This window comes from Microbacterium sp. LEMMJ01 (assembly GCF_002114135.1).
Lineage (GTDB): Bacteria > Actinomycetota > Actinomycetes > Actinomycetales > Microbacteriaceae > Microbacterium.
On sequence record NZ_NCTV01000015.1, the window covers coordinates 211,672 to 237,602 of the forward strand.

Genomic DNA, 25,931 nt, shown 5'->3' on the forward strand with positions numbered 1-25,931 from the left:
CCCGTCGAGGAGGGAGGCGAACGCGGTCAGAGGCGCGTGAGCGCGTCCTCCGCCGCCACCCAGGCGAGCATGGCGCACTTCACGCGCGCCACGTACCGCGAGACTCCCCCGAGCGCCGCGGCATCGCCGAGCAGTTCCTCATCCGGCTCGATCGTTCCGCGGGAGCGCATCGCCTCGCGGAAGGCAGCGATCCGCACCTCGAGCTCGTCCACGGTGAGGCCCTCGGCGAGCTCGGCGAGCAGGGACGCGGAGGCCTGGGAGATGGCGCACCCGTGTCCCTCCCACGCGATCGCCTCCACGCCGCCGTCGGCGCTGCGATGCACCTGCAGCGTGATCTCGTCGCCGCAGGTCGGATTGAGCTGATGCGACTGGGCCGGGATCTCCTCGCGGAGCCCGAAGCCGTGCGGCGTGCGCGAGTGGTCGAGGATCAGCTCCTGGTACAGGCTCTGCAGGTCGCTCATGCGCCCCTCCCGAAGAACGTGATCGCCCCGGCGACCGCCTCGATGACGGCGTCCACCTCGGACGCGGTGGTGTACAGGTAGGTGCTCGCCCTCGTCGATGAGGTCACGCCCAGCCGACGGTGCAGGGGCTGCGCGCAGTGGTGACCGACGCGCACCGCGATGCCCTGGTCGTCGAGGAACTGCCCGACGTCGTGCGAGTGGATCCCGGCCACGTCGAAGCTCGCGAGACCGACCCGCGGCAGCTCGATGCCCGCGCCCAGGACGCGCACGCCGTCGATCGCGCCGAGTCCTTCGACGAGACGCTGCCCGCACGCGGCCTCGTGGGCGGCGATGCGTTCCATGCCGACCGCGGAGAGGTAGTCGACGGCAGCGGCGAGCGCGATCGCCTGGGACACCCGCTGCGTGCCCGCTTCGAAGCGCTGCGGTGGCGGCAGGTATTCGGCCGCGGTCGTGGTCACCGTCGTGATCATGGAGCCGCCCGTGAGGAACGGGGGCATCGCGGTGAGGACCTCGCGACGGCCGTAGAGCGCGCCGATGCCGGTGGGGCCGAGCATCTTGTGGCCGGATAGGACCGCGAAGTCGACGCCGAGCGCGTGCAGGTCCAGCGGGAGGTGCGGAGCCGACTGGCAGGCGTCGAGCAGGGTGAGGGCGCCGACCTCCCTGGCCAGCGCGACGAGGGTCTCGACGGGGTTGATCACGCCCAGAACGTTCGACACGTGGGTGAAGGCCACGAGCTTCGTGCGCTCCGAGATGATCTCCGCGGCCGCATCCAGACGGAGGGCCCCGTCGTCGTCGAGCGGGATGACCCGGAGCGTGGCCCCGGTGCGCGCGGCGAGCTCCTGCCAGGGGATGAGGTTGGCGTGGTGCTCCATCTCGGTGGTGACGATCTCGTCCCCTTCGCGGAGCCGGAGAGGCTCGGCCGCGGCGCCACCCCGGCCGAGGGAGGCGTTGGAGAGGGAGTAGGCGACGAGGTTGACCGCTTCGGTGGCGTTCGAGGTCCAGACGATCTCGTCGTCATCGGCGCCGACGAACCGGGCGAGGGTGCTGCGAGCGTCTTCGAAGAGCTCGGTCGCCTCGGCGGCCAGCGTGTGGGCGCCGCGGTGGACGGCCGCGTTCATGGTGGTGGCGAAGCGGCGTTCGGCGTCGAGCACGGACTCCGGACGCTGCGAGGTCGCCCCCGAATCGAGGTACGCCAGCGGGTGACCGTGGACGCGGGTGTGCAGGATCGGGAAGTCCTCGCGGATCCGCTGCACCTCGGTCTCGGTCAGCGGGGTGATCACGTCGACTCCGGGAGAAGCGCTCATCGTTCCAGTCTCCCATCTTCCGGCTGACCGGGGCCCGGCTCCGGACGGGCACGGCTTCGGAGACGGGGCGAGACACGCCGGGCTGCCGGACCGTCGAGCGACGTGTCGGCGACGATCTCCGAAGTCGTGCCCGGCGGAAGCGCTAGGACATGCGGGCAAGGCGGGCGCGGGCGATGCAGAAGGCCCCGTACAGCGCGAAGCCGACGCCGACAGCACCGAGGATGAGCCGGCCGAACGGCAGACTGAGGAGGCTGTGCAGAGCGGCGTCGAGACCCGCGGCGCGTTCCGGGTCCTGCGTCACGGCCGCCACCACGAACAGCACGCCGGTGACCCCCACCGCGATGCCCTTGCCGATGTAGCCCACGACGCCGAGCGCCATCACGCCGGCGCGGGCGGCTCCGGTCGGCACGTCGATGAGCTTGCGGAAGGAGCGCATGATCCCGCCGATGATGAAGCCGATGCCGACACCGATGACGCTGAGGCCGATCACCACGAGCAGGGCCACCCCGCCCGGTGCGGCGAGGACCACCTGGCTCAGGGTCTTCGACGCGTCGGAGGACTCCGCGCGGCCGCCCACCGCGTAGACGAGTGCGAGACCGGCGATCACCAGGTAGGTGCCCGAGATCCCGAAGAGCTTGAGGCGCTTGCCCCACTTCTTCGTCTCGGCGGGGTCGGCGGCCAGGAACCCGCTCGCCACCTGCCACACGGCGAGCGCGAAGAGGCCCACGGCGATCGCGAGCAGCAGCAGTCCGCCGATGGGGTTGTTGCGCACCTGCTCCATCGCGCCGTCCTGGTCGGCGTCCCCCGACCCGCCGGCCGCGATCGTGATGGCGATCGCGCCGATGATGATGTGGATGATGCCGAGGACCACGAATCCCGCGCGGGCGGTCCGCCGGAACGCGGTGGAGTCCTTCGCCACGCGCGCCGCATGCTTGACGGTGCTCATGCTCGAAGAGTATCCGCCGCGGCGCGTCCCGATCAGGGGGTTGCTTTCCGGACCCCCGGTGCGACAGCGCTCAGGTGATCCGTTCGACGGGCTGCCGCAGGATGGTGCGCAGCCTCTCCGGAGCCGTCCGACGACGGTCGCTGAGGTAGATCTCGTGGTGCCGTCCGCGCATCTGCAACCCGTTCTCCGGGACGAAGCGCTCGTGCAGCTCCTCGAGCACGGGTCCTTCATCGTCGAACGGCCCGATGTGCAATGTCTGCACGCAGAGGCCCTCGTCGAGGACCTCCCGCCGGACGGCAGCCAGCGCCGGAAGCTCTTCCCCCTTCTTCGCGCTCTTCGCCGCGACCGTCTCGACCGCGCGGTCGAACAGGGCGGGAGTGACGTGATCGCCCACCATGATCATGAGCGTCCAGAGCCAGGTCGACTTGTCGCGCCGGGTGGTGAACGACGCCATGTCGGGCGCATGCCACAGGCCTTCCAGGGGCATCACGACCTGATCGATGCCGAGCTCGGCGCGACTGGCGAACTTGAGGGTGTACGCCAGCGGGTAGAGCGCCGCGACCGCATCGAAGAAGGCCGGAGCGGTGTTCGGATCTCCGGCGCCGTTGATCATCAGATAGGTCAGCGGTGGCACCTCGAGGACACGGAAGGCACCCCGCTTCGCCTGATACGCGTCGAGCGTCTTCTTGGGATCGATCGCCGTCATGGCCCGCCTCTCGGTACGTCGTGCGGTCAGTGTGCCACCGGGCACCGACATCGGGTCGAGCCCCAGAGGCCCGACCCGATGGGCGGTCAGCTCTGCTCGACGGGGAGCCAGAGCTCGCAGGAGGCCGTGTCGCCGGTGAACTCCCGGTAGCGGACGATCGAGGGCCCGGGCCGCAGCCGCCATGGGTTCGACGGGAACCACTCGGTCGCCGTCGCCGCCCACAGATTCTGCAGGGTCTCGGGGAAGGGTCCGCTCGCGCCGAACACGGCCCAGGTGCCCTCCGCCACGCGCAGGGCGTCGAGGTCGTCGGGAACCGCGGTGTCGGCGCGCACGGCCACCCCGTGCAGGTACGTCAGCGGCGTCCCCTCCGGGGCATCCGGATCGATGTCGGCGGTCACGGCGAGGATGCCCGCGGGCTCCTCGTTCCCGAGGGCTTTGAGTCGGGCGTGCTCCTCCGGCGGGATGCCGGCGATGTGCGCCTGGATGTGCGGATTGACGCCGACGTGGATCAGCGGGACCTCCGCGGCATGGCCGACGAGGACGAACGCGGGGCGGTGGGTGATGGTGACATCCATCGGGGTGCTCCCTTCGACGCTCAGGCGGAACCGGAGCGTGGGTTGTGTGCGGAGAGGACCCCCGTGCCGACGCGCGTCCGCCGGCCCGATGCCGTGCACGGCGCGGAACGCCCGGGCGAACGCCTCGGTCGAGCTGTAGCCGTGCCGAACGGCGACATCGAGCAGACTCGGCGCGCCGGCGGCGAGCTCCGCGCCGGCGAGCGTCATCCGACGACGCCGCACATACTCGGTCAACGGCATCCCGGCCAGCGCCGAGAATATCCGTCGCAGGTGGTACTCGGTGGTGCCGTGCGCATGGGCGAACGCGGCGACGTCGATCTCCTGACCGTGGTCCGCGTCGACGAGGTCGACCAGGGCGTTGAGCGTGCCGATCACGGGGGCCCTCCTTTCCCCACCATCGTTTCGCCGCAGTCCCCGCCTGCACCCGATCGTCGTGGTCCGATGCGATCGGGCCGGGGATCAGAGCTCGACCGGGACCGCCGGCTCGGCGTCCTCCACCTCGGGATGGCGGGCGAGGTTCACGACGGCGGCGATGAGGCCGCCCCACACCGTGACCATGGCGATGATCATCATGACGATCGCGGTGGTGGTCATGCTCCCGCTCCCTTCGTCTGCGCCGCCGGGACGGCGATGCTCGTCGTCTCCGGGTCGGCGGCGTACTCCTCCTGGTCGAGGAAGTCGTCGTACCCGACGTCGTCCTTGGCGCGCGAGCGCCTGCTCCACGGCACCAGCGACAGCAGCACTCCGCCGACCACCAGCGCGATGACCATGCCCCAGCCGAACACGCCGAGGAACCAGCCGGGGTAGCCGCTGTACGGCTCGGCGATCTTCGTCAGGAGTTCGGTGATGAGCAGGTAACCGAGCACGAGCGGGGCCAGCACACCCACGAGCAGGCGCCAGAGCAGCCCGACCCGGAAGCTGGATCGCCGGTTGAGGTGCTCCTGCAGCTGCGGCAGCCTGTGCAGCACCCACGCCACCACGATCACCGCGACGAGGGCGACCGCCATGATGCCGAAGGCGTTGACGAAGGCGTCGGTGGTGTCGAGCACCGACAGCGCGGTGGTGGTGGAGAACAGGGCCATGGAGATGACGGCGAGCGGGATGGAGACGATGAGGGTGGTGCGCACCCGTCCCCACCCGAGCTTGTCCTGCAGGGCGGCCACGATCACCTCGAGGATCGAGATGAGCGAGGTCACCCCCGCGAAGACGAGGGCACCGAAGAACAGCACGCCGATGATCGAGCCGCCGGTCGCCTGCGACACGATCGTGGGGAAGGCGACGAACGCGAGACCGATGCCCGAGGTCGCGACGCCGGAGACATCCGTGCCCTGCGCCTGGGCCATGAACCCGAGGGCGGCGAAGACGCCGATGCCGGCGAGGATCTCGAAACCGGAGTTGGCGAACGCGACCACGAGACCGGAGCCGGTGAGGTCGGTCTTGCGCTTGAGGTAGGACGCGTACGTCACCATGATCCCGAACGCGACGGACAGCGAGAAGAAGATGTGCCCGTAGGCGGAGGCCCACACGGCCGGATCGGCGAGCGCCTCCCAGTTCGGCGTGAAGAACGCGTTCAGACCGTCCAGCGCGCCAGGGAGGAAGAGGGCCTGAACGACGAGCACCGCGAACATGAGGGTGAGCAGCGGCATCAGGATCATGTTGGCGCGACCGATGCCGCGCTTGACGCCGAGCGCCATGATGATGATGACGATCAGCCACACCGCGATCAGCGGCAGGCCCACCTGCGGCACGAACTCGCCGGAGAGGCCGACCTCCCCGACGTCGGCGGACTTCAGGAAGTCGACGAAGAAGAAGTCGTTCTCGTTGCCCGCACCCCAGGTGAGCTGCGCGGAGAACCAGGTGTACATGCCCGCCCACGCGACGATCACGGCGTAGTACACCGCGATGACGACGCAGATCAGCACCTGCCACCAGCCCAGCGGTTCGGCGGCCCGGTGCAGGCGTCGGAATGCGAGGGGCGCGGAGCCCCGGAACCGGTGGCCGATCGCGTAATCGAGGAAGAGCAGCGGGATGCCGGCGGTCAGCAGCGCGCACAGGTACGGAATGAGGAACGCACCGCCGCCGCCTTCGTAGGCGACGTAGGGGAAGCGCCAGATGTTCCCGAGACCCACGGCGGAGCCGATCGCCGAGAGGATGAACACGTTCCGCGAGCCGAAGGCCTCGCGCTGCGGGGTCTGGGTCGGTTCAGGCATGCCCGCGAGGATACCCGAACGTGTGCGCCCCGGCGAGTGACGCGCTCAGGTCAGAGCATCGCGGTCAGCACCCCACCGTCCGCCCGCAGCGCGGCGCCGTTCGTCGCCGATGCGCGGACGCTGGAGAGGTAGACGACGAGGTCGGCGACCTCGGCCGGATCGAGGAAGCGGCCCAGCAGGCTGGTCGTGTTCTGTCCGATGATCGCCTCCTTCATCACCTCCACGGAGACGGACCGGGCCTCGGCGACCGCGGTGACGCTCGCCGCGACCCCCTCCGAGTAGGTCGGGCCGCCCAGGACGGTGTTCACCGTCACGCCGGTGCCGCGGGTGAGCTTGGCCAACCCGTTCCCGAGCGCGATCATCGCCGCCTTCGTCACGCCGTAGTGCACCATGTCGGCCGGGACGTTGACGCCGGACTCGCTGCTGACGAAGACGATGCGCCCCCAGCCCCGTTCCCGCATCCCCGGCAGAAGGGAGCGGGAGAGGCGCACGCCGCTCATCACGTTCACCTCGAAGTAGCGCGCCCAGTCCGCATCGGCGATGTCCGCGAAGTCGGCGAGACCGAAGAGACCGACGTTGTTGACGAGGATGTCGACGTCACCGAGCCGCTCCGTCAGCCGCGCCACCTGCGACGGGTCGGTGAAGTCCGCGGCGATCCCGGACACGGTCACCTCCGGGTGCGCGAGGGCCAGCACGCCGACCGCCGCGTCGACCCGTCCCTCGTCACGACCGTTGATCACGACATCGACCCCCTCGGCGGCGAGAGCGGACGCGACCGCATATCCGATCCCCTGGCTCGATCCGCTGATGAACGCCCTCTTGCCGCGCAGTCCCAGTTCCATCCGTCTCCCTCTCACTTCCGCGGACGCGCCGCATCACTTGCCTGAGCAAGTAATCCTAGCCACGACTCACTTTCCCAAGCAAGCGAAGAGCACGGCTCGACCGCTACGGTGAAGGAATGTCGTCATCCTCCCCCGCCCCCTTGAGCACCGAAGAGATGGACGTCTGGTCGGCACTCGCGACGCTCCTCGAACGGCTCCCCGCGGCCCTCGACGCGCAGCTGCAGCGCGACAGCGGACTGACCCACTTCGAGCACGGCATCCTCTACGCCCTCGATGCGGCACCCGAGCGCACGCTCCGCCTCAGTGTCCTCGCCGGCTACGCGAACAGCACGCTGTCCCGACTCTCCCGCGCGGTCACCCGCCTGGAGGCGAAAGGCTGGGTCCGGCGCGAGGTCGATGCGGAGGACGGGCGCTTCACCCTCGGCATCCTCACCGACGCCGGCCACCGGAAGGTCAAGGAGTCAACTCCCGCGCACCAGGCCCTCATCCGCCGCGTCGTCTTCGACACCCTGACCCCGGCGCAGGCCCGGCAGCTCGGCACGGCGAGCCGGAAGATCTCCGCCGCACTCTCCCCCGACCCGACCTGGATGCCGGGGACGCCGGCGTGAGGAGGGCCCGCCCGCACGCGAGAACACGAAAGCCCCGGCGAGCGGACTCGTCGGGGCTTCTCTGTGCGGAGACGAGGGGATTTGAACCCCTGGTCCCCGTAAGGGGACTCCACCTTAGCAGGGTGGTGCACTAGGCCGGACTATGCGACGTCTCCAGGCATCCGGCTCGAGAGCACGGATGCACCCCACCATCATAACGGGTCCGGCGCGTGGTCACGAACCGCCGATCTCGGATGCTCCCTGGAGCCGGCAGCATGCCCTGCGATACTGGCCGCACGAGGCGGGGTCCTCCCCCGCGGACGAGAGGAGACGCCATGTCCGAGCCATCGGGAGCGCACGTCCGCGCGGGGTTCGCCGCCCCGGCCGACCCGAGGCGCGGCGCCCTGGGCTATGCCGCGGTGCTCGCCCTCCTCATCGTGTCGTACGGGCTGTGCGCGGCCCAGCCCGGCACGGTCCCCAGCCCCTGGGCGTTCCTGGCGATGCTGGTCACGGTCGCGATCGTGTTCCGCGTGACCAGGGCGCACGCCCTGGTGCAGCGGGTGTCGTGGGTCGTGCTCTCGGCCGCCGGCCTGGCCGCCCTCCTCGCGGCGTTCTTCGCCACGGACAGTCCGGCGCTCGCCGTGGCGCTCTCCGCCGCCTCCATGATCGCGCTGCTCGTGGCGCCGTGGGCCATCATCGCGCACCAGGTCACCCGCCGAGGCCTCGACGTCGAGGCCCTCCTGGCCGCGGTGACCGCGTACATCCTCGTCGGCATGTTCTTCGCCTTCGTCTACAACCTGCTGTCGCTGCTGTTGCCGACCCCGCTGTTCGGCGATGCGGCGAACGACTCGCTCGGCAATCAGCTCTTCTTCTCGTTCACGGCACTGACCACGACGGGCTACGGGAACCTCGTCCCCGTCGGACCGGGCGTGCAGGCGGTGGCCGTCGCCGAGGGGATCACCGGGCAGCTCTTCCTCATCACCGCCGTCGCCCGCATCATGCGGGGTGCGAGCGCCCAACGCACCACATCGACCCCGGCCTGACGGTCACTCCCCGGTCGTCGAGCGACGGGCGACGAGCTCCGGCCGGAACAGCACGTGCTCCGGCGCCGGTGCCACCTCGTCCTGCCCCCGCAGCAGCAGGTTGACCGCGGTCGAGCCGATGAGGGCGGCCGGCTGCCGCACCGAGCTGAGCGGGATCACGGCGGCCGCGGCGAAGTCGATGTCGTCGTAGCCCACGAGTGCGATGTCCTCGGGGACCCGGGCGTCGCCGGTCATCACCAGGCTCTGCAGGAGGCCCAGGGCCAGGAGGTCGTTCGCCGCGAAGACCGCGTCAGGCCGGTCCCCGGGGGCGCGGTCGAGGATCTGCGCACCGGCCCGGCGTCCCTCCTCGACGGTGAGCGCGGAGGTCGGGATGAACTCCAGCCCGATCCCCGCCGCGGCCGCCGCGGCCTGCGCGCCGCTCAGGCGGTCGGAGACCTGGCGCAGCGCGACCGGGCCGCCGACGAAGGCGATCCGGCGACGACCGACCGCCAGCAGGTGCTCGGTCGCGATGCGTCCGCCCTCGACATCGTCGACGGCGACGGAGGCGAACCGCTCGTCCTGCGATTCCCGGTCGACGAGCACGGCGTGCGTCCCGCGCTCATGCATCCGCACCAGCCGCGGCAGGGACTCCGCCACAGGAGTGACGAGCACGCCGGTCACCCGCTGCTCCTCGAAGAGATCGAGATGCATCGCCTCCCGCTCCTGCTTCTCGTCGCTGTTGGCGACGAGAACGGAGAGTCCGTGCTGGTCGGCGCGCTCCTCGGCTCCGCGGATCACCTCGGCGAAGAACGGGTTGCGGATGTCGAGCACGACGAGGCCGATCGTCCGACTGCGCCCCGCACGGAGCTGCCGTGCCGCGTCGTTGCGCACGAACCCGAGGCGGTCGATGGACGCCTGCACACGCGCGACGGTCTCCACGGCCACCTTCTCCGGCCGGTTGAGCACGTTCGAGACGGTCCCGACGGAGACACCCGCGTCCTCGGCGACCTCCCGCACACTGACGGCCATCGCGCCCTCCCTCCGGTTCCCGCCGCTGAAACGACTCATCCGCGGGGATCGCCTCAGACTCTCATGCCGTATTGACACGCGTCAACACAGCCCCTAGTCTCATCTCCATCAGGGTTTGAAACGATTCATTCCCTCAATGGAGAGAGAAATGATGTCCTCACCCACGACGGCGCCCGTGCTCGAGCTCGCCGACGTCCAGAAGGCGTTCGGGTCGGTGATCGCCCTGCGCTCCGGCACCATCGCCGTCCGCCCCGGCTCCATCCACGCGCTCGTCGGCGAGAACGGGGCCGGCAAGTCCACGCTCGTGAAGATCGTCGCCGGCCTCTACCAGCGCGACGGCGGGGTCTTCCGGCTTCGCGGCGAGGACGTGGACTTCACCTCGACCGCGCAGTCGAAGGCGGCCGGCGTCGCGGTCATCTACCAGGAGCCGACACTCTTCCCCGATCTCTCCGTCACCGAGAACATCTTCATGGGGCGCCAGCCGACCGGGCGGTTCGGGCGGATCGACCGCAAGGCCATGCGCCACGAGGTCGAGCGGCTCTTCACCCGCCTCGGCGTCACCATCGATCCCGACCGCCCCGCCGAAGGGCTGTCGATCGCCGACCAGCAGGTCATCGAGATCGCCAAGGCGGTCTCCCTCGACGCCACGCTGCTCATCATGGACGAGCCCACCGCGGCGCTCTCCGGCGTGGAGGTGGAGCGCCTGTTCGCGATCGCCCGCAGCCTGCGCGACGAGGGCCGCGGCCTCATCTTCATCTCGCACCGGTTCGACGAGGTGTTCGCGCTCTGCGACACCGTCACGGTCATGCGGGACGGCGCGTACATCGCCACCTCCGCCATCGCCGACACCACGGTCGACGAGCTCGTGCACCAGATGGTCGGCCGCGAGGTGTCCGAGCTGTTCCCGAAGCAGGAGGCGACGATCGGCGAGCCGCTGCTCGAGGTCGAGGGGCTCACGAGTCCCGGCCTCTTCCACGGCATCTCGTTCTCCGTCCGTGCGGGCGAGATCGTCGGGCTCGCCGGCCTCGTCGGCGCCGGGCGCAGCGAGGTCGCGCGCGCGGTCTTCGGCGTGGACGGGTACCGCGAGGGCAGCGTGCGCATGGAGGGCCGCCGGATCCGCCCGCGCCGTCCGGTCGACGCGATGCGCGCCGGTCTCGCCCTCGTCCCCGAGGACCGCCGGAAGCAGGGCCTCGTCATCGAAGCCGGCGTCGGCGGGAACATCACCCTCGCGATCCGTCGGCGTCTCGCCCGCCTCGGCCTGCTCACCACAGCGATGGAGAACCGCGCCGCCCGGGAGTGGGCGTCGCGGCTCGAGGTGAAGACCCACGCCCTGGACACCGTCGCCGCGACGCTCTCCGGCGGCAACCAGCAGAAGGTCGTCCTCGCGAAGTGGCTCGCCACGCAGCCGCAGGTGCTGCTCATCGACGAGCCCACCCGCGGCATCGACGTCGGCACCAAGTCCGAGGTTCACCGCCTGCTGTCCCAGCTCGCCGGTCAGGGCATGGGCATCCTCATGATCTCGTCCGAGCTACCCGAGGTGCTGGGCATGGCCGACCGGGTGCTCGTGATGCGCGAGGGTCGCATCACGGCCGAGATCCCCCGCTCGGAGGCCACCTCCGAGAACGTCATGTTCGCCGCGACGCACGCATCGGAGCTCAGCTCGTGACCACCGCCATCCCCGTCTCCGCGCTCACCAAGCGCATCTCCGGTCTCGGCAGGGCCCGCGAGTTCGGCATCCTCCTGGCCCTCGTGCTCGTGGTGACCGCCGCGACCCTCAACAACCCCAAGTTCCTGTTCAGCGCCGATGGCTGGCGCGACCTGCTGCTGACGCCGTCGATCCTCGTGCTCGTCGCCGTGGGACAGGCCATCGTCCTCATCACGCGCAACGTCGACCTGTCCGTGGGTTCCGTGATGGGCCTGACCGCGTACCTGACCGGCCGGCTCTTCATCGACATCCCCGGCATCCCGATCGTCCTGGTCGTGGTCGCCGCCGTGGTGCTCGGCGCCCTCCTCGGTCTCATCAACGGCGCCCTCGTCGCGTACGCCAAGGTGCCGGCGATGGTGATCACCCTCGGCACCCTCTATGCCTATCGCGGCATCAACGTGCTGTGGACCGGCAGCGACCGCGTGAACGCCTCCGACATGCCGCGCGACTTCCTCGCCCTCGGCACGGGGCAGGTCCTCGGCATCCCGATCCTCGCGATCGTCGCGGTCGTCGTGCTCGCCGTCGCCGCCTGGTACATGAAGAACACCCGCGGCGGCCGGGAGTTCTACGCGATCGGCTCCGACCCCGCGGCGGCCGAGCTCTACGGCCTGCGCGTCACCCGCCGCGTGCTCACCGCGTTCGTCCTGTCGGGAGCTCTCGCCGGACTCGCCGGCGTCTTCTACGCGGCCCGGTACGGCACCATCAACTCCCAGGCGGGAGCGGGATGGGAGCTGGACGCGGTGGGCGCGGCCGTCATCGGCGGCGTCGCGATCACCGGCGGCATCGGCTCGGTGTGGGGCGCCGCGATCGGCGCCGTCCTGCTGCTGACCATCAACCGCGCTCTGCCGATCCTCGGCATCCCCGACTTCTGGCAGCGTGCCGTCGTCGGCCTGCTCATCATCGGCGCCATCGTGCTCGACCGCGTGCTCGCGGTGCGGCAGAGACGGCGGCTCATCGAGGCGAGGGACGAATCATGACCACCGCGACCGCCACCGCGACCACCCGCGTCATCCGCGACTACGACAAGCCCCTGTGGCGCCGGCTCCTGCTCACGCGCGAGGCCGCGATCGTCGGTCTGCTCCTGCTCGTCGCGGTCGTCTCGGCCTCCAGCATCCGCGGGTTCGGACAGCCCATCACGCTGACCTACCTGCTGCTCGACATCGCGCCGATCCTCCTGATCGCCCTGCCGATGACCCTCATCATGATCACCGGCGAGATCGACCTCTCGGTGGGCAGCATGGTCGGACTGTCCAGCGTCGTCACCGGCGCTCTGGTGCAGTCAGGGATCCCGTTCGAGCTCGCGGCCCTCGCCGCCCTCGTCGTGGGCGTGGTCGGCGGCGCGTTCAACGGCTTCCTGGTGACGGTCGTCGGCTTGCCCTCGCTCGCCGTCACGATCGGCACGCTCGCCCTCTTCCGCGGCCTCGCCGTCGGGCTGCTCGGCACGGCCGCGGTCACCGACTTCCCGGAGTTCTGGACGGCTCTCGCCAAGGCGAAGATCGCGGGCACCCCGATCCCCGTCATCACGATCCCGTTCCTCCTGCTCGTCGCGGTCTTCGCGGTCCTGCTGCACTTCACACCCTTCGGCCGCGGGGTGTACGCGATCGGGCTGTCGAAGGACGCGGCGCACTTCTCCGGTGTGCACGTCGAGCGCACGAAGCTCATCCTGTTCGTGCTGTCCGGAGCGGTCGCCGCGTTCGCCGGCATCTTCTACACGCTCCGCTACGGCAGCGCCCGCGGCGACAACGCCACCGGCCTCGAGCTCCAGGTCATCGCGGCCGTCGTGCTCGGCGGGGTGTCGGTGTTCGGCGGTCGCGGCAAGATCTACGGCGTCATCGCCGCCGCCTTCCTCATCGGGGCGCTCGCGAGTGCACTCCGCCTGGTGAACGTCACCTCCGACGTCATCAACATCATCACCGGCACGCTCCTCGTGATCTCGGTGGTGGCCGCAAGCTTCCTGGCCTGGCTGCAGAAGGCACGCCGCCGACCGGGCAGACCCCCCGCCGGTGCCGCCACAGCGACGAAGGCACCGATGGACGCCGCATCCGCGGCATCTCCCGACGAAAGGAACGAACAATGACGTTTGCACGCAAGCGTGTCACCGCTTTCGCCGCCCTCGCGGTGGCGGCGGCGGTCGCACTGACCGGCTGCGCCGGCTCCACCGACGGCGGCGGAGACGGCGGCGGCGACGGGGCGGACGCCTCGATCACCTTCCTGCCCAAGAACCTCGGCAACCCGTACTTCGACACATCAAGCGAGGGCGGCAAGAAGGCCGTCGAGGAGTTCGGCGGCACGTTCTCCGAGGTCGGCCCTGCCGAGGCCACGCCCGACGCCCAGGTCAGCTACATCAACACGGCCACGCAGCAGGGTGTCGGCGCCCTCGTCGTCTCGGCCAACGACCCGCAGGCCATCTGCGACGCGTTGAACGAGGCCAGGGACGCCGGGGTCAAGGTCGTCACCTTCGACTCCGACACCAACACCGACTGCCGCGACCTGTTCATCAACCAGGCCGACTCCGAGGGCATCGCGAAGGTGCAGATCGACCTCATCGCCGAGCAGATCGGCGGCGCCGGGGAGATCGCCATCCTCTCCGCATCGGCCAACGCCACGAACCAGAACGCCTGGATCGAGCTGATGGAGGAGTACGTCGCCAGCGAGTACCCCGACATCACGATCGTCGAGACGGTCTACGGCGACGACGACGACCAGACGTCGTTCGACAAGACGGCCGCGCTGCTGCAGACCCACCCGGACCTCAAGGGCATCGTCTCGCCCACCACGGTCGGCATCGCCGCCGCGGCGCGCTACCTGTCGACGTCCGACTTCAAGGGCCAGGTCGCGCTGACCGGACTCGGCACGCCCAACCAGATGCGCGAGTACGTGGAGGACGGCACCGTCACCGCCTTCGCGCTGTGGAACCCGGCCGACCTCGGCTACCTGGCCGCGTACGCCGCCCAGGCCCTGATCGCCGGCGACATCACCGGCGAAGAGGGCGACACCTTCGAGGCCGGCGACCTCGGCGAGTACACCGTCGGCACCGACGGCGTCGTCCTGCTGGGCGACCCGTTCGTGTTCGACGCCGACAACATCGGCGACTTCGACTTCTGAGTCGCCTCCGGCCGGCGCTCCCCGCGGGCGCCGGCCGGACCCCCGAGAGGAATCGCATGACCCGCGTCGCCTTCCAGCTCCAGGTGAAGCCCGAGCTGCTGCCCGAGTACCTCGCCCGTCACACGCCGGTGCGCCCGGAGATGCTCCGCGAGATCGCGGCCGCCGGACGGCGCGACTACAGCCTCTTCCTCGGAAGCGGTGGGGTGCTCTTCGGCTACTACGAGACCGATGACGATGCGGCCGCGCAGGCGTACCTCGCCGCCTCCCCCGTCGCCGCACGCTGGGAGGCCGAGATGGCCCCCTTCTTCCTCGACCTCGACGGCCGTCCCGATCAGGCCGCCACCCCTCTCACCGAGGTGTTCCACCTCGAAGACCAGCTCGCCGCCGCCGGCGAGAGCGTCACACCCGCCACCGACAACGAAGGCCGTGCATCGTGAGCATCCTCACCCCCGACATCCTCGCCGCGCTCGAGAAGCAGAGCATCGAGCTGCCCAGCTGGGCGTTCGGCAACTCCGGGACCCGGTTCAAGGTGTTCAGCACTCCCGGCACGCCCCGCGACCCGTACGAGAAGATCGCCGACGCCGCGCAGGTCCACGCCCACACCGGGCTCGCCCCCACCGTGGCGCTGCACATCCCGTGGGATCTGGTTGACTCCTTCGACGACCTGCGCCGTCATGCCGAGGACCACGGCGTCGCCCTCGGCACCGTCAACTCCAACACCTTCCAGGACGACGACTACAAGTTCGGCGCCCTCACCCACGAGGATGCGGCCGTGCGCCGCAAGGCCATCGACCACCACCTGGCCTGCATCGACGTCATGGACGCCACCGGCAGCCGCGACCTGAAGATCTGGCTGGCGGAGGGGTCGAACTACCCCGGTCAGGCCGACCTGCGCGGACGGCAGGATCGCCTGCACGACTCGTTGCAGCAGATCTACGCGCGTCTCGGCGACCACCAGCGCCTCGTGCTCGAGTACAAGTTCTTCGAGCCGGCGTTCTACCACACCGACGTCCCGGACTGGGGGACGTCCTACGTGCAGGTGACCGCCCTCGGCGACAAGGCGATGGTCTGCCTCGACACCGGTCACCACGCGCCGGGCACCAACATCGAGTTCATCGTGATGCAGCTGCTGCGCCTCGGCAAGCTCGGCTCGTTCGACTTCAACTCCCGCTTCTATGCGGACGACGACCTCATCGTGGGTGCCGCCGACCCGTTCCAGCTGTTCCGGATCCTGTTCGAGGTGATCCGGGGCGGCGGGCTGAACAACCCCGACGTGGCCTTCATGCTGGACCAGTGCCACAACATCGAGGACAAGATCCCCGGACAGATCCGCTCCGTCCTGAACGTGCAGGAGATGACCGCGCGGGCGCTGCTCGTCGACCGGGATGCGCTGACGACTGCCCAGCGCAGCGGCGACGTGCTCACCGCGAACGCCGTCTTCATGGACGCCTTCTCCACCGACGTCCGCCCGGCCCTGGCCGCGTGGCGAGAGGAGCGCGGGCTGCCCGCCGACCCGATGGCGGCGTACGCGGCCTCCGGGTACGGGCAGCGGATCGCGGAGGAGCGCGTGGGCGGCGTGCAGGCGGGCTGGGGAGCCTGAGCGTATGAGCGCGCGCGACATCCACGATCACGTCTTGGACGGGCCGCACGGGCCGCTGCGTGTGCGCGTCTACTCCCCGAAGTCGCCGAGCGGCCACGGCCTGGTGTGGGCTCACGGCGGCGGATTCGCCGGCGGCGACATCGACATGGCGGAGGCCGACGCCGTCGCGCGGGCGTTCGTCGACCACGGGATCGCCGTGGTGAGCGTGGACTACGCCCTCGCCCCGATGACAGCCGAGTGGAGCGCACGCCTCGGCGCGGAGAAGCGCGGGGGTGTGCACTACCCCGTCCCGCACGACGAGATGGTCTCCGCGTTCCGCTGGGCCGCCACGTCGGACGTCGCTTCGCGAGGTTGGGCGATCGGCGGAGCCAGCGCAGGCGGCAACCTCGCCACCGGCGCGGCGCTCCGCCTCGCGCACGAGGGCGGCGTGGTGCCCGCACTCGCGGTCCTCGCCTACCCGACCCTGCAGGCGGTGCAGGCCGCTCCCGACCCGGAGCTGCGTGCCCTGCTCGACGGAGATCCCTCCGCTGACGTGTTCACCCCGGACTTCGTGCGGGGCATGTACGAGAACTATCTCGGGAGCGACCCCGACACGGCGGACGTCTATGCCGTCCCCGGCACCGCAGAGCCGACGGCGCTCGCCTCTTTCCCGCCCACCATCATGGTCAACGACGAGACCGACGAACTCCGTATGTCCGGCGAGGCGTTCGCCGGCTCCCTCGCCACCGCCGGCGTGGAGGTCGACGTCGTCGTCGAGCCGGGCACCACCCACGGGCACCTCAACCGCCCCGAGGAATCCGCCTTCGCCGCGACGATCGATCGGTTCGCGACTCGGATCCTGCAGCTCCCCTGACTCTCCGGCGTCGACCGGCATCTTCACTCACGAACCGAGGACTCACATGACCAACCCCACCGCCGCCGACCTGATCGCGCGGGGCAACCGCCTGGGCGCCGACCCGAAGAACACGAACTACGCGGGCGGCAACACCTCCGCCAAGGGCACCGAGATCGACCCGGTGACGGGGCAGCCGGTCGAACTCCTCTGGGTGAAGGGCTCCGGTGGTGACCTCGGCACCCTGACCGAGGCCGGTCTCGCGGTCCTCCGCCTCGACCGCGTGCGCGCGCTCGTCGACGTCTATCCGGGGGTCGAGCGGGAGGACGAGATGGTCGCCGCCTTCGACTACTGCCTGCACGGCAAGGGCGGCGCCGCCCCCTCGATCGACACCGCGATGCACGGCCTGGTCGACGCCCCGCACGTGGATCACCTCCACCCCGACTCGGGCATCGCGATCGCCACCGCGGCCGACGGCGAGGAACTCACGACGACGATCTTCGGCGACCGCGTGGTCTGGGTGCCGTGGCGCCGCCCCGGCTTCCAGCTCGGACTGGACATCGCGCAGATCAAGGCGGAGAACCCGCAGGCCATCGGCACGATCCTCGGCGGCCACGGCATCACCGCGTGGGGAGACACCTCGGAGGAGGCGGAGGCGAACTCCTTGTGGATGATCGACACCGCCGCCACCTACATCGCGGAGCACGGCTCCCCCGCGCCGTTCGGCGGCACGCGATCGGGCTTCGAGGCCCTGCCGGAGCCGGAGCGCCGCGCACGGGCGGCCGCCCTCGCCGGCACCGTCCGCGGTCTCGCGTCGACGGACAAGCCGATGGTCGGCCACTTCACGGACAGCGACGTGGTCCTCGACTTCCTGGCCTCCGAGAAGGCTCCGGCCCTCGCCGCCCTCGGCACGAGCTGCCCCGACCACTTCCTGCGCACCAAGGTCAAGCCGCTCCTCCTCGACCTGCCCGCCACCGCGACCCTGGAGGAGCAGACGGAACGCCTGCGGGAGCTCCACGCCGCCTACCGCGCCGACTACCAGGCCTATTACGACGCCCACGCGACCGCCGAATCCCCCGCGATCCGAGGCGCGGATCCGCTCATCGTCCTCGTGCCCGGCGTCGGGATGTTCTCGTACGGGGCGAACAAGCAGACCGCACGGGTCGCCGGCGAGTTCTACGTCAACGCGATCAACGTCATGCGCGGTGCCGAGGCCCTGTCGACCTACGCCCCCATCTCCGACGCGGAGAAGTTCCGCATCGAGTATTGGGCGCTGGAGGAGGCGAAGCTGCAGCGGATGCCGAAGCCGAAGTCCCACCAGGGCCGCATCGCCCTCGTCACCGGTGCCGCGAGCGGGATCGGCAAGGCCATCGCGACCCGCCTCGCCGCGGAGGGCGCCTGCGTCGTCGTCGCCGACCTCGACCTCGACAAGGCCAGAGCCGCGGCCGCCGAGCTCGGGAACGAGGACGTCGCCATCGGCGTGGCCGCCGATGTCGCCGACGCCGACGCGGTGCAGGCGGCGATCGACGAGGCGGTGCTCGCGTTCGGCGGCCTCGACCTCGTCGTGAACAACGCGGGCCTCTCGCTGTCGAAGCCGCTGCTGGAGACGACCGAGAAGGACTGGGATCTCCAGCACGATGTGATGGCGAAGGGCTCGTTCCTCGTCTCGAAGGCGGCAGCCCGGGTGCTCATCGATCAGGGGCTCGGCGGCGACATCATCTACATCTCCTCCAAGAACTCCGTCTTCGCGGGTCCGAACAACATCGCCTACTCGGCGACGAAGGCCGACCAGGCGCACCAGGTGCGGCTGCTCGCGGTGGAACTCGGCGAGCACGGCATCCGGGTCAACGGCATCAACCCCGACGGTGTGGTCCGCGGTTCCGGCATCTTCGCCTCCGGGTGGGGAGCGAACCGGGCGGCCACGTACGGCGTCAAGGAAGAGGACCTCGGCCAGTTCTACGCCAACCGCACCATCCTCAAGCGCGAGGTCGTGCCGGAGAACGTCGCGGATGCCGTCTTCGTGCTGACCGGACCGGAGCTGAGTCGGACCACCGGGCTGCACATCCCCGTCGATTCCGGCGTCGCCGCGGCGTTCCTGCGATGACCGACGACCGCTCGCCCGCAACCGCACGGCACGTCCGTGCGGTCGCGGCGGTGGATCTCGGCGCCACGAGCGGCCGCGTGATGATCGGCCGCGTGGGGCCGGGCGTCCTGGAGCTCGAGCCGGTCTCCCGCTTCCCGAACGGCCCGGTCGCCCGCGGCGACGGTCTGCACTGGGACTTCGACGCGCTCGTCGCCCATGTCCTCGACGGCCTGGCCGAAGCGGTCCGCCGGGAACCGGGCATCGAGTCGATCGGGATCGACTCGTGGGCGGTCGACTACGGCCTCCTCCGCGCCGGCGAGCTGCTCGCGGAGCCGTTCCACTACCGCGACGACCGCACCGCCCGCGGGGTGGACGAGGTGCACTCCCTCGTCCCGTTCGACGACCTCCACGCACGCAACGGCCTGCAGTTCCTCCCGTTCAACACGCTCTACCAGCTCCGGGCGGACGAGCTCCGGCACGACGCCGATACCGCGCTCCTCATCCCGGACCTCCTCGCCTTCCTCCTCACCGGCGCCCGCGTCGCCGAACGGACCAACGCCTCGACCACGGGGCTGCTGGATGTGAGTGCCGGCACCTGGGACCGGGCGCTCGCGACCCGCCTCGGCATCGACGCCTCCCTCCTGCCGGACCTCGTCGATCCCGGCACGGTCATCGGTCGGCTGCGCCCCGGGGTCGCGGAGCGCATCGGCGCGGATCTGCCGGTGATCGCCGTGGGCTCGCACGACACCGCCTCGGCGGTGGTCGCCGTCCCGATGACGTCACCCCGTGCCGCGTACATCTCCTGCGGCACCTGGGGACTGGTCGGGGTCGAGCGGGTCGAGCCGATCCTCACGGCGGCGGCGCGGGACGCCAACTTCACCAACGAACGCGGCGTGGACGACCGCTTCCGCGTCCTCCACAACGTGACCGGACTGTGGCTCCTCAGCGAGACCGTGCGGGCCTGGGAGGCCGAAGACGGAGCGTCCATCGATCTGTCGGGACTGCTCGCCGAGGCCGCCGCCGCGGAGCCTCCGTCGGCGGTGTTCGATGCGAACGACCCCGCGCTCTCGGCCCCCGGCGACATGCCGGCGCGTATCGCCGATCTCCTGCGCGCGAGCGGCGTCGCCGCCCCCGCCTCGCGCCCGGCCTTCGTCCGGCTCGTCGTGGAGAGCATCGCGGCCGCGTTCGCCGACGCCGTCGGGACGGCGGCGCGGCTCTCCGGCCAGCCCCTCGACGTCGTCCACCTCGTCGGCGGCGGGTCTCTCAACCGGCTGCTGTGTCAGGCGACCGCGGACCGCACCGGGCTTCCCGTCCTCGCCGGTCCTGTCGAGGCGACCGCTCTCGGCAACGTCCTCGTCCAGGCGCGGGCCCGGGGAGCGGCGCCGGCCGCGCTCTCGGAGCTCCGCGCTCTCGTGGCGACGACGCACCCGCCGACGGTCTACCGCCCGCGGGGCGCCTGAGGGGCGATCAGCGCACGTTGCCGTTCGAGCAGGTCTGCTGGGCGGCGGAGTTGCCCTTGATCGAATCCGGCAGCGCCACGACGTCCGGGGCGGTCGTCGGCGTCGGCGTCGCCTCCTGCGTCGGTTCGGCGGGCTCGGTCGGCTCGGTCGGAGTCGTCGGGTCCTGCACGACGACGCCGTCGTTGCTGGTGTTCTCGTGAGTGATCTGCAGCTGGGCGTTGGCCTCGATCGCGTCCCAGAGCGCGACGGCGGCCTCCTCGTTCGGCACGACCTTGTTCGGGTCGTTCCAGTCGGTCAGCGTCGGGTACTGCACGAACACGATGTCCTCGAAGGGCACCGACTTCACGGCGAGCGCGATCTGCACGATCATCATGGGATCGGCGAGCGACGTGCTCGTCTCCAGGTTCTGGATGCCGGTGTTGGCGAGCTTCAGCATGACCGGCACGTTGCCCAGCACCTCACCGCTGATGAGCTTGCGCGCGAGGCTGGACATGTACTGCTGCTGGTTGCCGATGCGGCCGAGGTCGCTGCCGTCGCCGACACCGTGCCGGGTGCGGAGGAACTGCAGGGCTTCGAGGCCCTGGACGGTGTGGGTGCCGGCGGCCATGTCGAGACCGGTGTAGCGGTCGCGGATCGGGTTGGCGAGGCAGACGTCGACGCCGCCGATCGCGTTGGTGATCTCGATGACGCCGCCGAACGTCACGGAGGCGGCGAACTGCACCTCCTGGTCCGTGAGGGCGGAGATCGTGCGGACGACGCAGTTCAGCCCGCCGTCGGTGTACGCGACGTTCAGGGGCTGCTTGCTCATCGCGGCGGTGGCGTTGCCGTCCTCGTCCTCACAGGACGGGATCGGGATCATCAGGTCGCGAGGGAAGCTGACGACCGTGATCCGCCGCGGCTCCTCCGAGACGTGCACGAGCAGGTTCACGTCGTTGAGGGTGCCCTCGGCGTCGCCGCCCGTGCACCGGTCGCCGAAGTACTGCTTGTAGTCGTCCTCGCACGTGTCGACGCCGGTGAGGACGAGGTTGAACCCGCCCTTGTACGCGCTGATGTCCGGCGGGAGGTCTTCCTGGCCGTCGAGGTCGACGGCGTTCGCCGAGACCGTGCTCGAGAAGTCGAACCAGATGTAGGCCGCGACCCCGATGCCGCTGACGAGCACCACCGCCATGCTGATCGCGAGGAGCTTGAGCAGCTGACTGGCGGCGCCGGGCGAGCGCAGCTGACCATGTCGCGCGACGGTGCGGCGGCGGCGGGTGTTCTCGCTCACTCGGGCCCTTTCGAATTCAGCGACGGCGGGGGTACCGCGCTCAGGAAGCGGAGGGTGTGGGATTCGAACCCACGAGACATCTCTGCCCACTGGTTTTCAAGACCAGCTCCATCGGCCGCTCGGACAACCCTCCCGACAGAAACATCTGCCGACCAGGCGCGAGTCTAGCCGAGTTCTATTCTCCTGCGTCGACCTGGGCGGGTGCTGGAAGCGTGTTCAGCGCCGCCGCCAGCCCTCCCTGCTCGACGTCGGCGGTCACCTCACCCGCGGCGTCCTTCACCTCGGCGGGCGCCTGCCCCATGGCCACGGCGCGGCCGCCGCCGGTGCGCGCCCAGCCGAACATGCCGATGTCGTTGCGTCCGTCCCCGGCGACGAGGACCCGGGCCGCGTCGAGGCCGAGCTCGTCGCGCACGCGCTCCAGCGCCGTCCCCTTGTCGACGCCCTGCGGGGCGATGTCCAGCCACGCCGTCCAGCCGATCGCATACGAGACCTCGTTGAGCCCGGCGTCGGCGACGAGTCGGTGGAAGTCGTCCTCGTCGTGTCCGGGCGAGACGACCACGATGCGGGAGACGGGGAGGGCCCCGAGCTCCTCGAAGTCGACCTGGCGGCCGCCGTCGAGCGTCCAGTCATCGAGCTGCTCGGTGAACAGCCGCTGCCCCGACCCGAGCTCGACCATGTAGCGCGCGTCCGGAAGGCGCTCCTGGAGCAGGGCGAGCACCGGCGTCGGGTCGAAGGTCTCGACGTGCCAGCGCTCCCACTCGTCGCCGTCACGGCGCATGGTCACCGCACCGTTGGAGCACACCACGTAGTCCGCGGTCAGCCCGAGCTCCTCCACGTAGCGGCGGGTCGCCATCCAGCTGCGTCCCGTCGCGATGGTCACCACATGACCCGCGTCCCGCACCCGGGCGACGGCCTCGGGCACGCCGGGGCTCATCGTCTCGTCCTGCAGGAGGATCGTCCCGTCGACGTCGAGGCCGACCAGCCAGGGGGCTGTCATCGGGCGGCCTGCTCGTCGGCGAGCGGGCGGATCACCTCGAGTCCGCCGAGGTAGGGGCGCAGGACCTCGGGGACCCGCACCGAGCCGTCCGCCTGCTGGTGCGTCTCGAGCAGGGCGACGATCCAGCGCGTGGTCGCGAGCGTGCCGTTGAGCGTCGCGACGTGCTGGGTCTTCGGCGCCGTGCCGCCGTCCTCCGCGGCCGGGCGGTACCGGACGTCGAGACGCCGCGCCTGGAAGGTCGTGCAGTTCGACGTGGAGGTCAGCTCGCGGAAGGCGCCCTGAGTGGGCACCCAGGCCTCGATGTCGTACTTCCGCGCCGCGCTCGACCCGAGGTCTCCTGCGGCGACGTCGATCACCCGGTAGGCGAGGCCGAGCGAGGTCAGCATCTCCTCCTGCAGCGCGACGAGCCGCAGGTGCTCCGCCTCGGCGTCCTCGGCCGTGGTGTAGACGAACATCTCCAGCTTGTTGAACTGGTGCACGCGGATGATTCCGCGGGTGTCCTTGCCGTGCGAGCCGGCCTCCCGGCGGTAGCAGGTCGACCATCCGGCGTAACGGAGGGCCCCACGCGCGAGGTCGACGATCTCGTCCTTGTGGTACCCGGCGAGCGCGACCTCGCTGGTGCCGACGAGGTAGAGGTCGTCGTCCTTGTCGAGGTGGTAGACCTCATCGGCGTGCTCGCCGAGGAAGCCGGTGCCCTGCATGATCTCCGGACGCACGAGCGTGGGCGTGATCAGCGGGACGAAGCCGTTCTGCAGCGCCTTGTCGAGGGCGAGGTTCATGAGCGCGATCTCGAGGCGGGCACCGATTCCGCGGAGGAAGTAGAACCGCGCACCGGAGACCTTGGCACCGCGCTCCATGTCGATCGCGCCGAGCATCTCCCCGAGCTCGAGGTGATCCCGCGGCTCGAAGTCGAACGCCGGCACCTCCCCGACGCGCCGCAGCTCGACGAAGTCCTCCTCACCGCCGGCGGGAACACCGTCGATGACGACGTTCTCGATCCGGGCGAGGGCCGCGGCCGCGGCGTCGGCGGCCTCGTTGGCCGCGTGCTGGGCCTGCTTGACCCGGTCGGCGAGGTCCTTGGCCTGCGCGACCAGCGCGGCCTTCTCCTCCTTGGGCGCCTTCGCGACCTGCTTGCCGAAGGCGTTCTGCTCCGCGCGCAGCTCCTCGAACGCGGCCAGTGCCGCGCGGCGCGATCGGTCGGCCTCGAGTGCGACGTCGACGGTGCTCTGGTCGGTGCCACGGGCAGCCTGCGAACGGCGGACGATCTCCGGATTTTCGCGGAGGAGTGCGAGGTCGATCATCCCGCAAGTCTACGAGGTGCGCGGCGCGGGACCGGGCGTCCTGGTTTTCCCTCCACCGGCGTCCCGCCCCTCGGCGGATGCCGGTCTAGAGTAGCGCCATGACCACGAGTCCCCGCGTTCTGAAGCAGGCGGCGCTCGTGTACAACCCCGTGAAGGTCGACGGGAAGCGCCTGCGCGCGCAGGTCCGCGATCTGTCCCGAGAGGCGGGATGGGATCACCCCGCCTTCTATCCGACGACCGTGGAGGATGCGGGCCAGGGGGCGACGGCCGAGGCACTGGCGCGCGGCGTGGATGTGGTGCTCGTGGCCGGCGGAGACGGGACGGTGCGCGCCGTCGCGGAGGCCATCGCCGGCACGGGGGTCCCCCTCGCCATCCTGCCGAGCGGCACCGGGAACCTCCTCGCCCGGAATCTCGGGCTGCCGCTGGCCGACCCGGCGGAGATGATCCGCGCCGCCCTCGGCGACTTCCGTCATCCGATCGACATCGGCTGGGCGCGGATGACCAGGGAGGACGGCTCCGAGGAGGAGCATGCCTTCGTCGTGCTCGCCGGCATCGGCCTCGACGCCGACATGATCGCGAACACCCGTGCCGACCTGAAGAAGTCCGTCGGCTGGATCGCCTACGTCGACGGCGCCGCCCGATCCCTCCCCCGCGCCAAGCCCTTCCGGGCGGTGTACCAGATCGGCACGGGGCGCCTGCATTCCACCAAGGTGCACAGCATCCTGTTCGCGAACTGCGGCACGCTTCCGGCCGGCATCTCCCTCATCCCGGACGCCTCCATCACCGATGCGACCCTCGACGTGGCGGTCATCCAGCCGACCGGCGTGCTCGGCTGGCTCGGGGTCTGGCGCAAGATCTGGTGGGACAACTCCGTGCTGCGCCGCTCACGAGCCGGTCGGTTCGTGCTCGAGCGCCGCGGCACGGATGCCTCGGTGCACTACTTCCGCGGTGCCCGCGCCGAGGCCGCCGCCTCCGCCCCCACACCCGTCGAGCTCGACGGCGACGAGTTCGGCGAGGCCGTGCACCTCACGTGTCGAGCCGACCCCGGCGCGCTTCTACTCGCGCTGCCCACCGGTCACCCGGTGCACATCCTCTGACGAGGGCGTCGGGCTCAGCGGACCTCGACCGTGCCGTCGAGACCGCCGCCGACGAGCGTCAGCTCGAACGGGGCGTCGTCGTCGACCTCGTCCTCGGCGAACTCGACCACCGTGGCCCGCGGCGCCATGTCCATGGTGCACACCTGATCCTCGTCCGTGACGAAGGTCACGGTGCCCGTCGAGCCGTCCGCTTCGACGGAGTCGACGACCGGAGCGCAGCTGGAGGAGCCCCAGGTCAGCAGCACCAGACCGCCGTCGTCGAACCAGGCCGCGGACGGCTGGTACTCGGTCGACGAACCGGGAGTGGCCGTGGCGGCGGGGTCGCCGTCGACGTCGATCTCGTCGATCAGGTCGCCGTACGTCACCACCAGCGTCACGTCCTTGGTCGGGTCGACGCCGTCCGGCAGCGCTCCGAGGCTGGCCCGGGGCGCGAGGTCCGCCGTGCAGGCCTGCTCCGTGGCGCCGTCACCTTCCGGCTCGACGAGCGTGACGGAGACCCGCTGCCCTTCGGCGGACACCTCGTCCACCTGGGGGAGGCAGGTCGACGACCCCCAGCTGACGACAGCGAACATCCGCCCGTCGTCGAGGAGCGCTCCGTCCATGTCGTCCTGGTCGTCCGCGCTCCCGGCGCTTCCCGGGCCGCTGGAGGGGTCGGACGTCGAATGCGGTGCGGCTCCGCCGGGACCGACCGTGCAGCCGGCGAGGACGAGGGCCGCGGCGAGCGCGGAGGACACGGCGAGCACGAGCCTGCGGGGAGTCATGCCCTCAGGGTAGCGGCGGGTTCCGCTCCTCGAAACCGGGG

General features: G+C 70.6%; 25 protein-coding genes and 2 tRNA genes. 12 read left to right on the forward strand and 15 right to left on the reverse strand.

The window, feature by feature from the left end:
- Positions 1–26: 26 nt before the first annotated feature.
- The 8 genes from sufU to B7W94_RS02070 all read right to left on the reverse strand — a co-directional run bounded on the left by sufU (position 27) and on the right by B7W94_RS02070 (position 7,044).
- Complete coding sequence (sufU, locus tag B7W94_RS02035) at positions 27–461, reverse strand: Fe-S cluster assembly sulfur transfer protein SufU (protein ID WP_025104553.1); 435 nt, start codon at positions 459–461, stop codon at positions 27–29.
- The gene (locus B7W94_RS02040) at positions 458–1,765 is read right to left on the reverse strand and encodes a cysteine desulfurase (RefSeq protein WP_085603945.1); all 1,308 of its coding nucleotides are present in this window, start codon (positions 1,763–1,765) and stop codon (positions 458–460) included. The genes sufU and B7W94_RS02040 overlap by 4 nt, the downstream gene beginning before the upstream one ends.
- 142 nt (positions 1,766–1,907) lie before the next feature.
- On the reverse strand, positions 1,908–2,711 hold the full coding sequence (locus tag B7W94_RS02045; RefSeq protein WP_025104555.1) for a DUF1206 domain-containing protein: 804 nt from the start codon (positions 2,709–2,711) through the stop codon (positions 1,908–1,910).
- Positions 2,712–2,781: 70 nt separating this feature from the next.
- A complete protein-coding gene (locus B7W94_RS02050; protein ID WP_085603948.1) occupies positions 2,782–3,417 on the reverse strand; it encodes a GyrI-like domain-containing protein in 636 nt (211 codons plus the stop codon).
- 86 nt (positions 3,418–3,503) lie between these two features.
- Positions 3,504–4,367, reverse strand: a complete 864-nt coding sequence (locus tag B7W94_RS02055) for an AraC family transcriptional regulator (RefSeq protein ID WP_085603951.1) — start codon at positions 4,365–4,367, stop codon at positions 3,504–3,506.
- A gap of 84 nt (positions 4,368–4,451) precedes the next feature.
- Complete coding sequence (locus B7W94_RS02060) at positions 4,452–4,586, reverse strand: methionine/alanine import family NSS transporter small subunit (RefSeq protein WP_085603954.1); 135 nt, start codon at positions 4,584–4,586, stop codon at positions 4,452–4,454.
- Positions 4,583–6,202, reverse strand: coding sequence for a sodium-dependent transporter (locus tag B7W94_RS02065; RefSeq protein WP_085603957.1), 1,620 nt, complete (start codon positions 6,200–6,202; stop codon positions 4,583–4,585). Before B7W94_RS02065 ends, B7W94_RS02060 begins: the two co-directional genes overlap by 4 nt.
- Before the next feature lie 50 nt (positions 6,203–6,252).
- Positions 6,253–7,044 (reverse strand): SDR family NAD(P)-dependent oxidoreductase, encoded by a 792-nt coding sequence (locus B7W94_RS02070; protein ID WP_085603960.1) that lies wholly within the window; start codon positions 7,042–7,044, stop codon positions 6,253–6,255.
- Between the two features lie 116 nt (positions 7,045–7,160).
- Here B7W94_RS02070 and B7W94_RS02075 point away from each other — a divergent pair, with 116 nt between their 5' ends.
- Positions 7,161–7,652: a MarR family winged helix-turn-helix transcriptional regulator gene (locus B7W94_RS02075; protein ID WP_085603963.1), complete on the forward strand. Its 492-nt coding sequence runs from the start codon at positions 7,161–7,163 to the stop codon at positions 7,650–7,652.
- A 66-nt stretch (positions 7,653–7,718) separates the two neighbouring features.
- Here B7W94_RS02075 and B7W94_RS02080 read toward each other — a convergent pair.
- Positions 7,719–7,807, reverse strand: a tRNA-Ser gene (locus tag B7W94_RS02080).
- A 159-nt stretch (positions 7,808–7,966) separates the two neighbouring features.
- On the opposite strand from B7W94_RS02080, the gene B7W94_RS02085 reads away from it, so the two are divergent.
- Positions 7,967–8,674, forward strand: coding sequence for a potassium channel family protein (locus B7W94_RS02085; protein WP_082802896.1), 708 nt, complete (start codon positions 7,967–7,969; stop codon positions 8,672–8,674).
- A gap of 3 nt (positions 8,675–8,677) precedes the next feature.
- Here the strand turns inward: B7W94_RS02085 and B7W94_RS02090 are convergent, their stop codons facing one another.
- A complete protein-coding gene (locus tag B7W94_RS02090; RefSeq protein ID WP_085603966.1) occupies positions 8,678–9,682 on the reverse strand; it encodes a LacI family DNA-binding transcriptional regulator in 1,005 nt (334 codons plus the stop codon).
- A gap of 148 nt (positions 9,683–9,830) precedes the next feature.
- Here B7W94_RS02090 and B7W94_RS02095 point away from each other — a divergent pair, with 148 nt between their 5' ends.
- The 9 genes from B7W94_RS02095 to B7W94_RS02135 are packed head-to-tail and all read left to right on the forward strand — an operon-like array spanning position 9,831 to position 20,467.
- Complete coding sequence (locus B7W94_RS02095) at positions 9,831–11,348, forward strand: sugar ABC transporter ATP-binding protein (protein ID WP_085603969.1); 1,518 nt, start codon at positions 9,831–9,833, stop codon at positions 11,346–11,348.
- Positions 11,345–12,364 (forward strand): ABC transporter permease, encoded by a 1,020-nt coding sequence (locus B7W94_RS02100; protein WP_025104564.1) that lies wholly within the window; start codon positions 11,345–11,347, stop codon positions 12,362–12,364. Before B7W94_RS02095 ends, B7W94_RS02100 begins: the two co-directional genes overlap by 4 nt.
- Positions 12,361–13,464: an ABC transporter permease gene (locus B7W94_RS02105; protein ID WP_085603972.1), complete on the forward strand. Its 1,104-nt coding sequence runs from the start codon at positions 12,361–12,363 to the stop codon at positions 13,462–13,464. The genes B7W94_RS02100 and B7W94_RS02105 overlap by 4 nt, the downstream gene beginning before the upstream one ends.
- Positions 13,461–14,492, forward strand: a complete 1,032-nt coding sequence (rhaS, locus tag B7W94_RS02110) for a rhamnose ABC transporter substrate-binding protein (protein ID WP_085603975.1) — start codon at positions 13,461–13,463, stop codon at positions 14,490–14,492. The genes B7W94_RS02105 and rhaS overlap by 4 nt, the downstream gene beginning before the upstream one ends.
- A 56-nt stretch (positions 14,493–14,548) precedes the next feature.
- On the forward strand, positions 14,549–14,929 hold the full coding sequence (locus B7W94_RS02115; protein ID WP_085603978.1) for an L-rhamnose mutarotase: 381 nt from the start codon (positions 14,549–14,551) through the stop codon (positions 14,927–14,929).
- Positions 14,926–16,092: an L-rhamnose isomerase gene (rhaI, locus tag B7W94_RS02120; RefSeq protein WP_085603981.1), complete on the forward strand. Its 1,167-nt coding sequence runs from the start codon at positions 14,926–14,928 to the stop codon at positions 16,090–16,092. Before B7W94_RS02115 ends, rhaI begins: the two co-directional genes overlap by 4 nt.
- 4 nt (positions 16,093–16,096) lie before the next feature.
- The gene (locus B7W94_RS02125) at positions 16,097–16,945 is read left to right on the forward strand and encodes an alpha/beta hydrolase fold domain-containing protein (protein ID WP_085603984.1); all 849 of its coding nucleotides are present in this window, start codon (positions 16,097–16,099) and stop codon (positions 16,943–16,945) included.
- Positions 16,946–16,991: 46 nt separating this feature from the next.
- Positions 16,992–19,028 (forward strand): bifunctional rhamnulose-1-phosphate aldolase/short-chain dehydrogenase, encoded by a 2,037-nt coding sequence (locus tag B7W94_RS02130; RefSeq protein ID WP_085603987.1) that lies wholly within the window; start codon positions 16,992–16,994, stop codon positions 19,026–19,028.
- The gene (locus B7W94_RS02135) at positions 19,025–20,467 is read left to right on the forward strand and encodes a rhamnulokinase (protein WP_085603989.1); all 1,443 of its coding nucleotides are present in this window, start codon (positions 19,025–19,027) and stop codon (positions 20,465–20,467) included. The genes B7W94_RS02130 and B7W94_RS02135 overlap by 4 nt, the downstream gene beginning before the upstream one ends.
- 7 nt (positions 20,468–20,474) lie before the next feature.
- Here B7W94_RS02135 and B7W94_RS02140 read toward each other — a convergent pair whose 3' ends face one another.
- The 4 genes from B7W94_RS02140 to serS form a co-directional block, all read right to left on the reverse strand.
- Entirely contained in the window at positions 20,475–21,734 is a 1,260-nt protein-coding gene (locus B7W94_RS02140) for an LCP family protein (protein ID WP_085603992.1), read from the reverse strand.
- A gap of 48 nt (positions 21,735–21,782) precedes the next feature.
- Positions 21,783–21,867 (reverse strand) — tRNA-Ser (locus B7W94_RS02145).
- Positions 21,868–21,909: 42 nt separating this feature from the next.
- Positions 21,910–22,731, reverse strand: coding sequence for an HAD family hydrolase (locus B7W94_RS02150; RefSeq protein ID WP_025104573.1), 822 nt, complete (start codon positions 22,729–22,731; stop codon positions 21,910–21,912).
- Positions 22,728–24,032: a serine--tRNA ligase gene (gene serS, locus B7W94_RS02155; protein ID WP_085603995.1), complete on the reverse strand. Its 1,305-nt coding sequence runs from the start codon at positions 24,030–24,032 to the stop codon at positions 22,728–22,730. The genes B7W94_RS02150 and serS overlap by 4 nt, the downstream gene beginning before the upstream one ends.
- A gap of 98 nt (positions 24,033–24,130) precedes the next feature.
- Between serS and B7W94_RS02160 the strand changes: the two genes are divergently transcribed.
- Positions 24,131–25,129, forward strand: a complete 999-nt coding sequence (locus tag B7W94_RS02160) for a diacylglycerol/lipid kinase family protein (protein ID WP_025104575.1) — start codon at positions 24,131–24,133, stop codon at positions 25,127–25,129.
- A 14-nt stretch (positions 25,130–25,143) separates the two neighbouring features.
- Here B7W94_RS02160 and B7W94_RS02165 read toward each other — a convergent pair whose 3' ends face one another.
- Positions 25,144–25,890, reverse strand: coding sequence for a hypothetical protein (locus B7W94_RS02165; protein WP_085603998.1), 747 nt, complete (start codon positions 25,888–25,890; stop codon positions 25,144–25,146).
- Between the last annotated feature and the right edge of the window lie 41 nt (positions 25,891–25,931).

Excerpts from the sequence above, each read along its gene's own strand:
- B7W94_RS02135 (WP_085603989.1), top strand. The coding sequence starts at position 19,025 with ATGACCGACGACCGCTCGCCCGCAACCGCACGGCACGTCCGTGCGGTC.
- B7W94_RS02095 (WP_085603969.1), top strand. The coding sequence starts at position 9,831 with ATGATGTCCTCACCCACGACGGCGCCCGTGCTCGAGCTCGCCGACGTC.
- rhaS (WP_085603975.1), top strand. The coding sequence starts at position 13,461 with ATGACGTTTGCACGCAAGCGTGTCACCGCTTTCGCCGCCCTCGCGGTG.
- B7W94_RS02065 (WP_085603957.1), bottom strand. The coding sequence starts at position 6,202 with ATGCCTGAACCGACCCAGACCCCGCAGCGCGAGGCCTTCGGCTCGCGG.
- B7W94_RS02130 (WP_085603987.1), top strand. The coding sequence starts at position 16,992 with ATGACCAACCCCACCGCCGCCGACCTGATCGCGCGGGGCAACCGCCTG.
- B7W94_RS02090 (WP_085603966.1), bottom strand. The coding sequence starts at position 9,682 with ATGGCCGTCAGTGTGCGGGAGGTCGCCGAGGACGCGGGTGTCTCCGTC.
- B7W94_RS02165 (WP_085603998.1), bottom strand. The coding sequence starts at position 25,890 with ATGACTCCCCGCAGGCTCGTGCTCGCCGTGTCCTCCGCGCTCGCCGCG.
- B7W94_RS02125 (WP_085603984.1), top strand. The coding sequence starts at position 16,097 with ATGAGCGCGCGCGACATCCACGATCACGTCTTGGACGGGCCGCACGGG.
- B7W94_RS02040 (WP_085603945.1), bottom strand. The coding sequence starts at position 1,765 with ATGAGCGCTTCTCCCGGAGTCGACGTGATCACCCCGCTGACCGAGACC.
- B7W94_RS02070 (WP_085603960.1), bottom strand. The coding sequence starts at position 7,044 with ATGGAACTGGGACTGCGCGGCAAGAGGGCGTTCATCAGCGGATCGAGC.
- sufU (WP_025104553.1), bottom strand. The coding sequence starts at position 461 with ATGAGCGACCTGCAGAGCCTGTACCAGGAGCTGATCCTCGACCACTCG.
- B7W94_RS02075 (WP_085603963.1), top strand. The coding sequence starts at position 7,161 with ATGTCGTCATCCTCCCCCGCCCCCTTGAGCACCGAAGAGATGGACGTC.
- B7W94_RS02115 (WP_085603978.1), top strand. The coding sequence starts at position 14,549 with ATGACCCGCGTCGCCTTCCAGCTCCAGGTGAAGCCCGAGCTGCTGCCC.
- B7W94_RS02150 (WP_025104573.1), bottom strand. The coding sequence starts at position 22,731 with ATGACAGCCCCCTGGCTGGTCGGCCTCGACGTCGACGGGACGATCCTC.
- B7W94_RS02085 (WP_082802896.1), top strand. The coding sequence starts at position 7,967 with ATGTCCGAGCCATCGGGAGCGCACGTCCGCGCGGGGTTCGCCGCCCCG.
- B7W94_RS02050 (WP_085603948.1), bottom strand. The coding sequence starts at position 3,417 with ATGACGGCGATCGATCCCAAGAAGACGCTCGACGCGTATCAGGCGAAG.
- B7W94_RS02045 (WP_025104555.1), bottom strand. The coding sequence starts at position 2,711 with ATGAGCACCGTCAAGCATGCGGCGCGCGTGGCGAAGGACTCCACCGCG.
- B7W94_RS02160 (WP_025104575.1), top strand. The coding sequence starts at position 24,131 with ATGACCACGAGTCCCCGCGTTCTGAAGCAGGCGGCGCTCGTGTACAAC.
- B7W94_RS02105 (WP_085603972.1), top strand. The coding sequence starts at position 12,361 with ATGACCACCGCGACCGCCACCGCGACCACCCGCGTCATCCGCGACTAC.
- serS (WP_085603995.1), bottom strand. The coding sequence starts at position 24,032 with ATGATCGACCTCGCACTCCTCCGCGAAAATCCGGAGATCGTCCGCCGT.
- B7W94_RS02060 (WP_085603954.1), bottom strand. The coding sequence starts at position 4,586 with ATGACCACCACCGCGATCGTCATGATGATCATCGCCATGGTCACGGTG.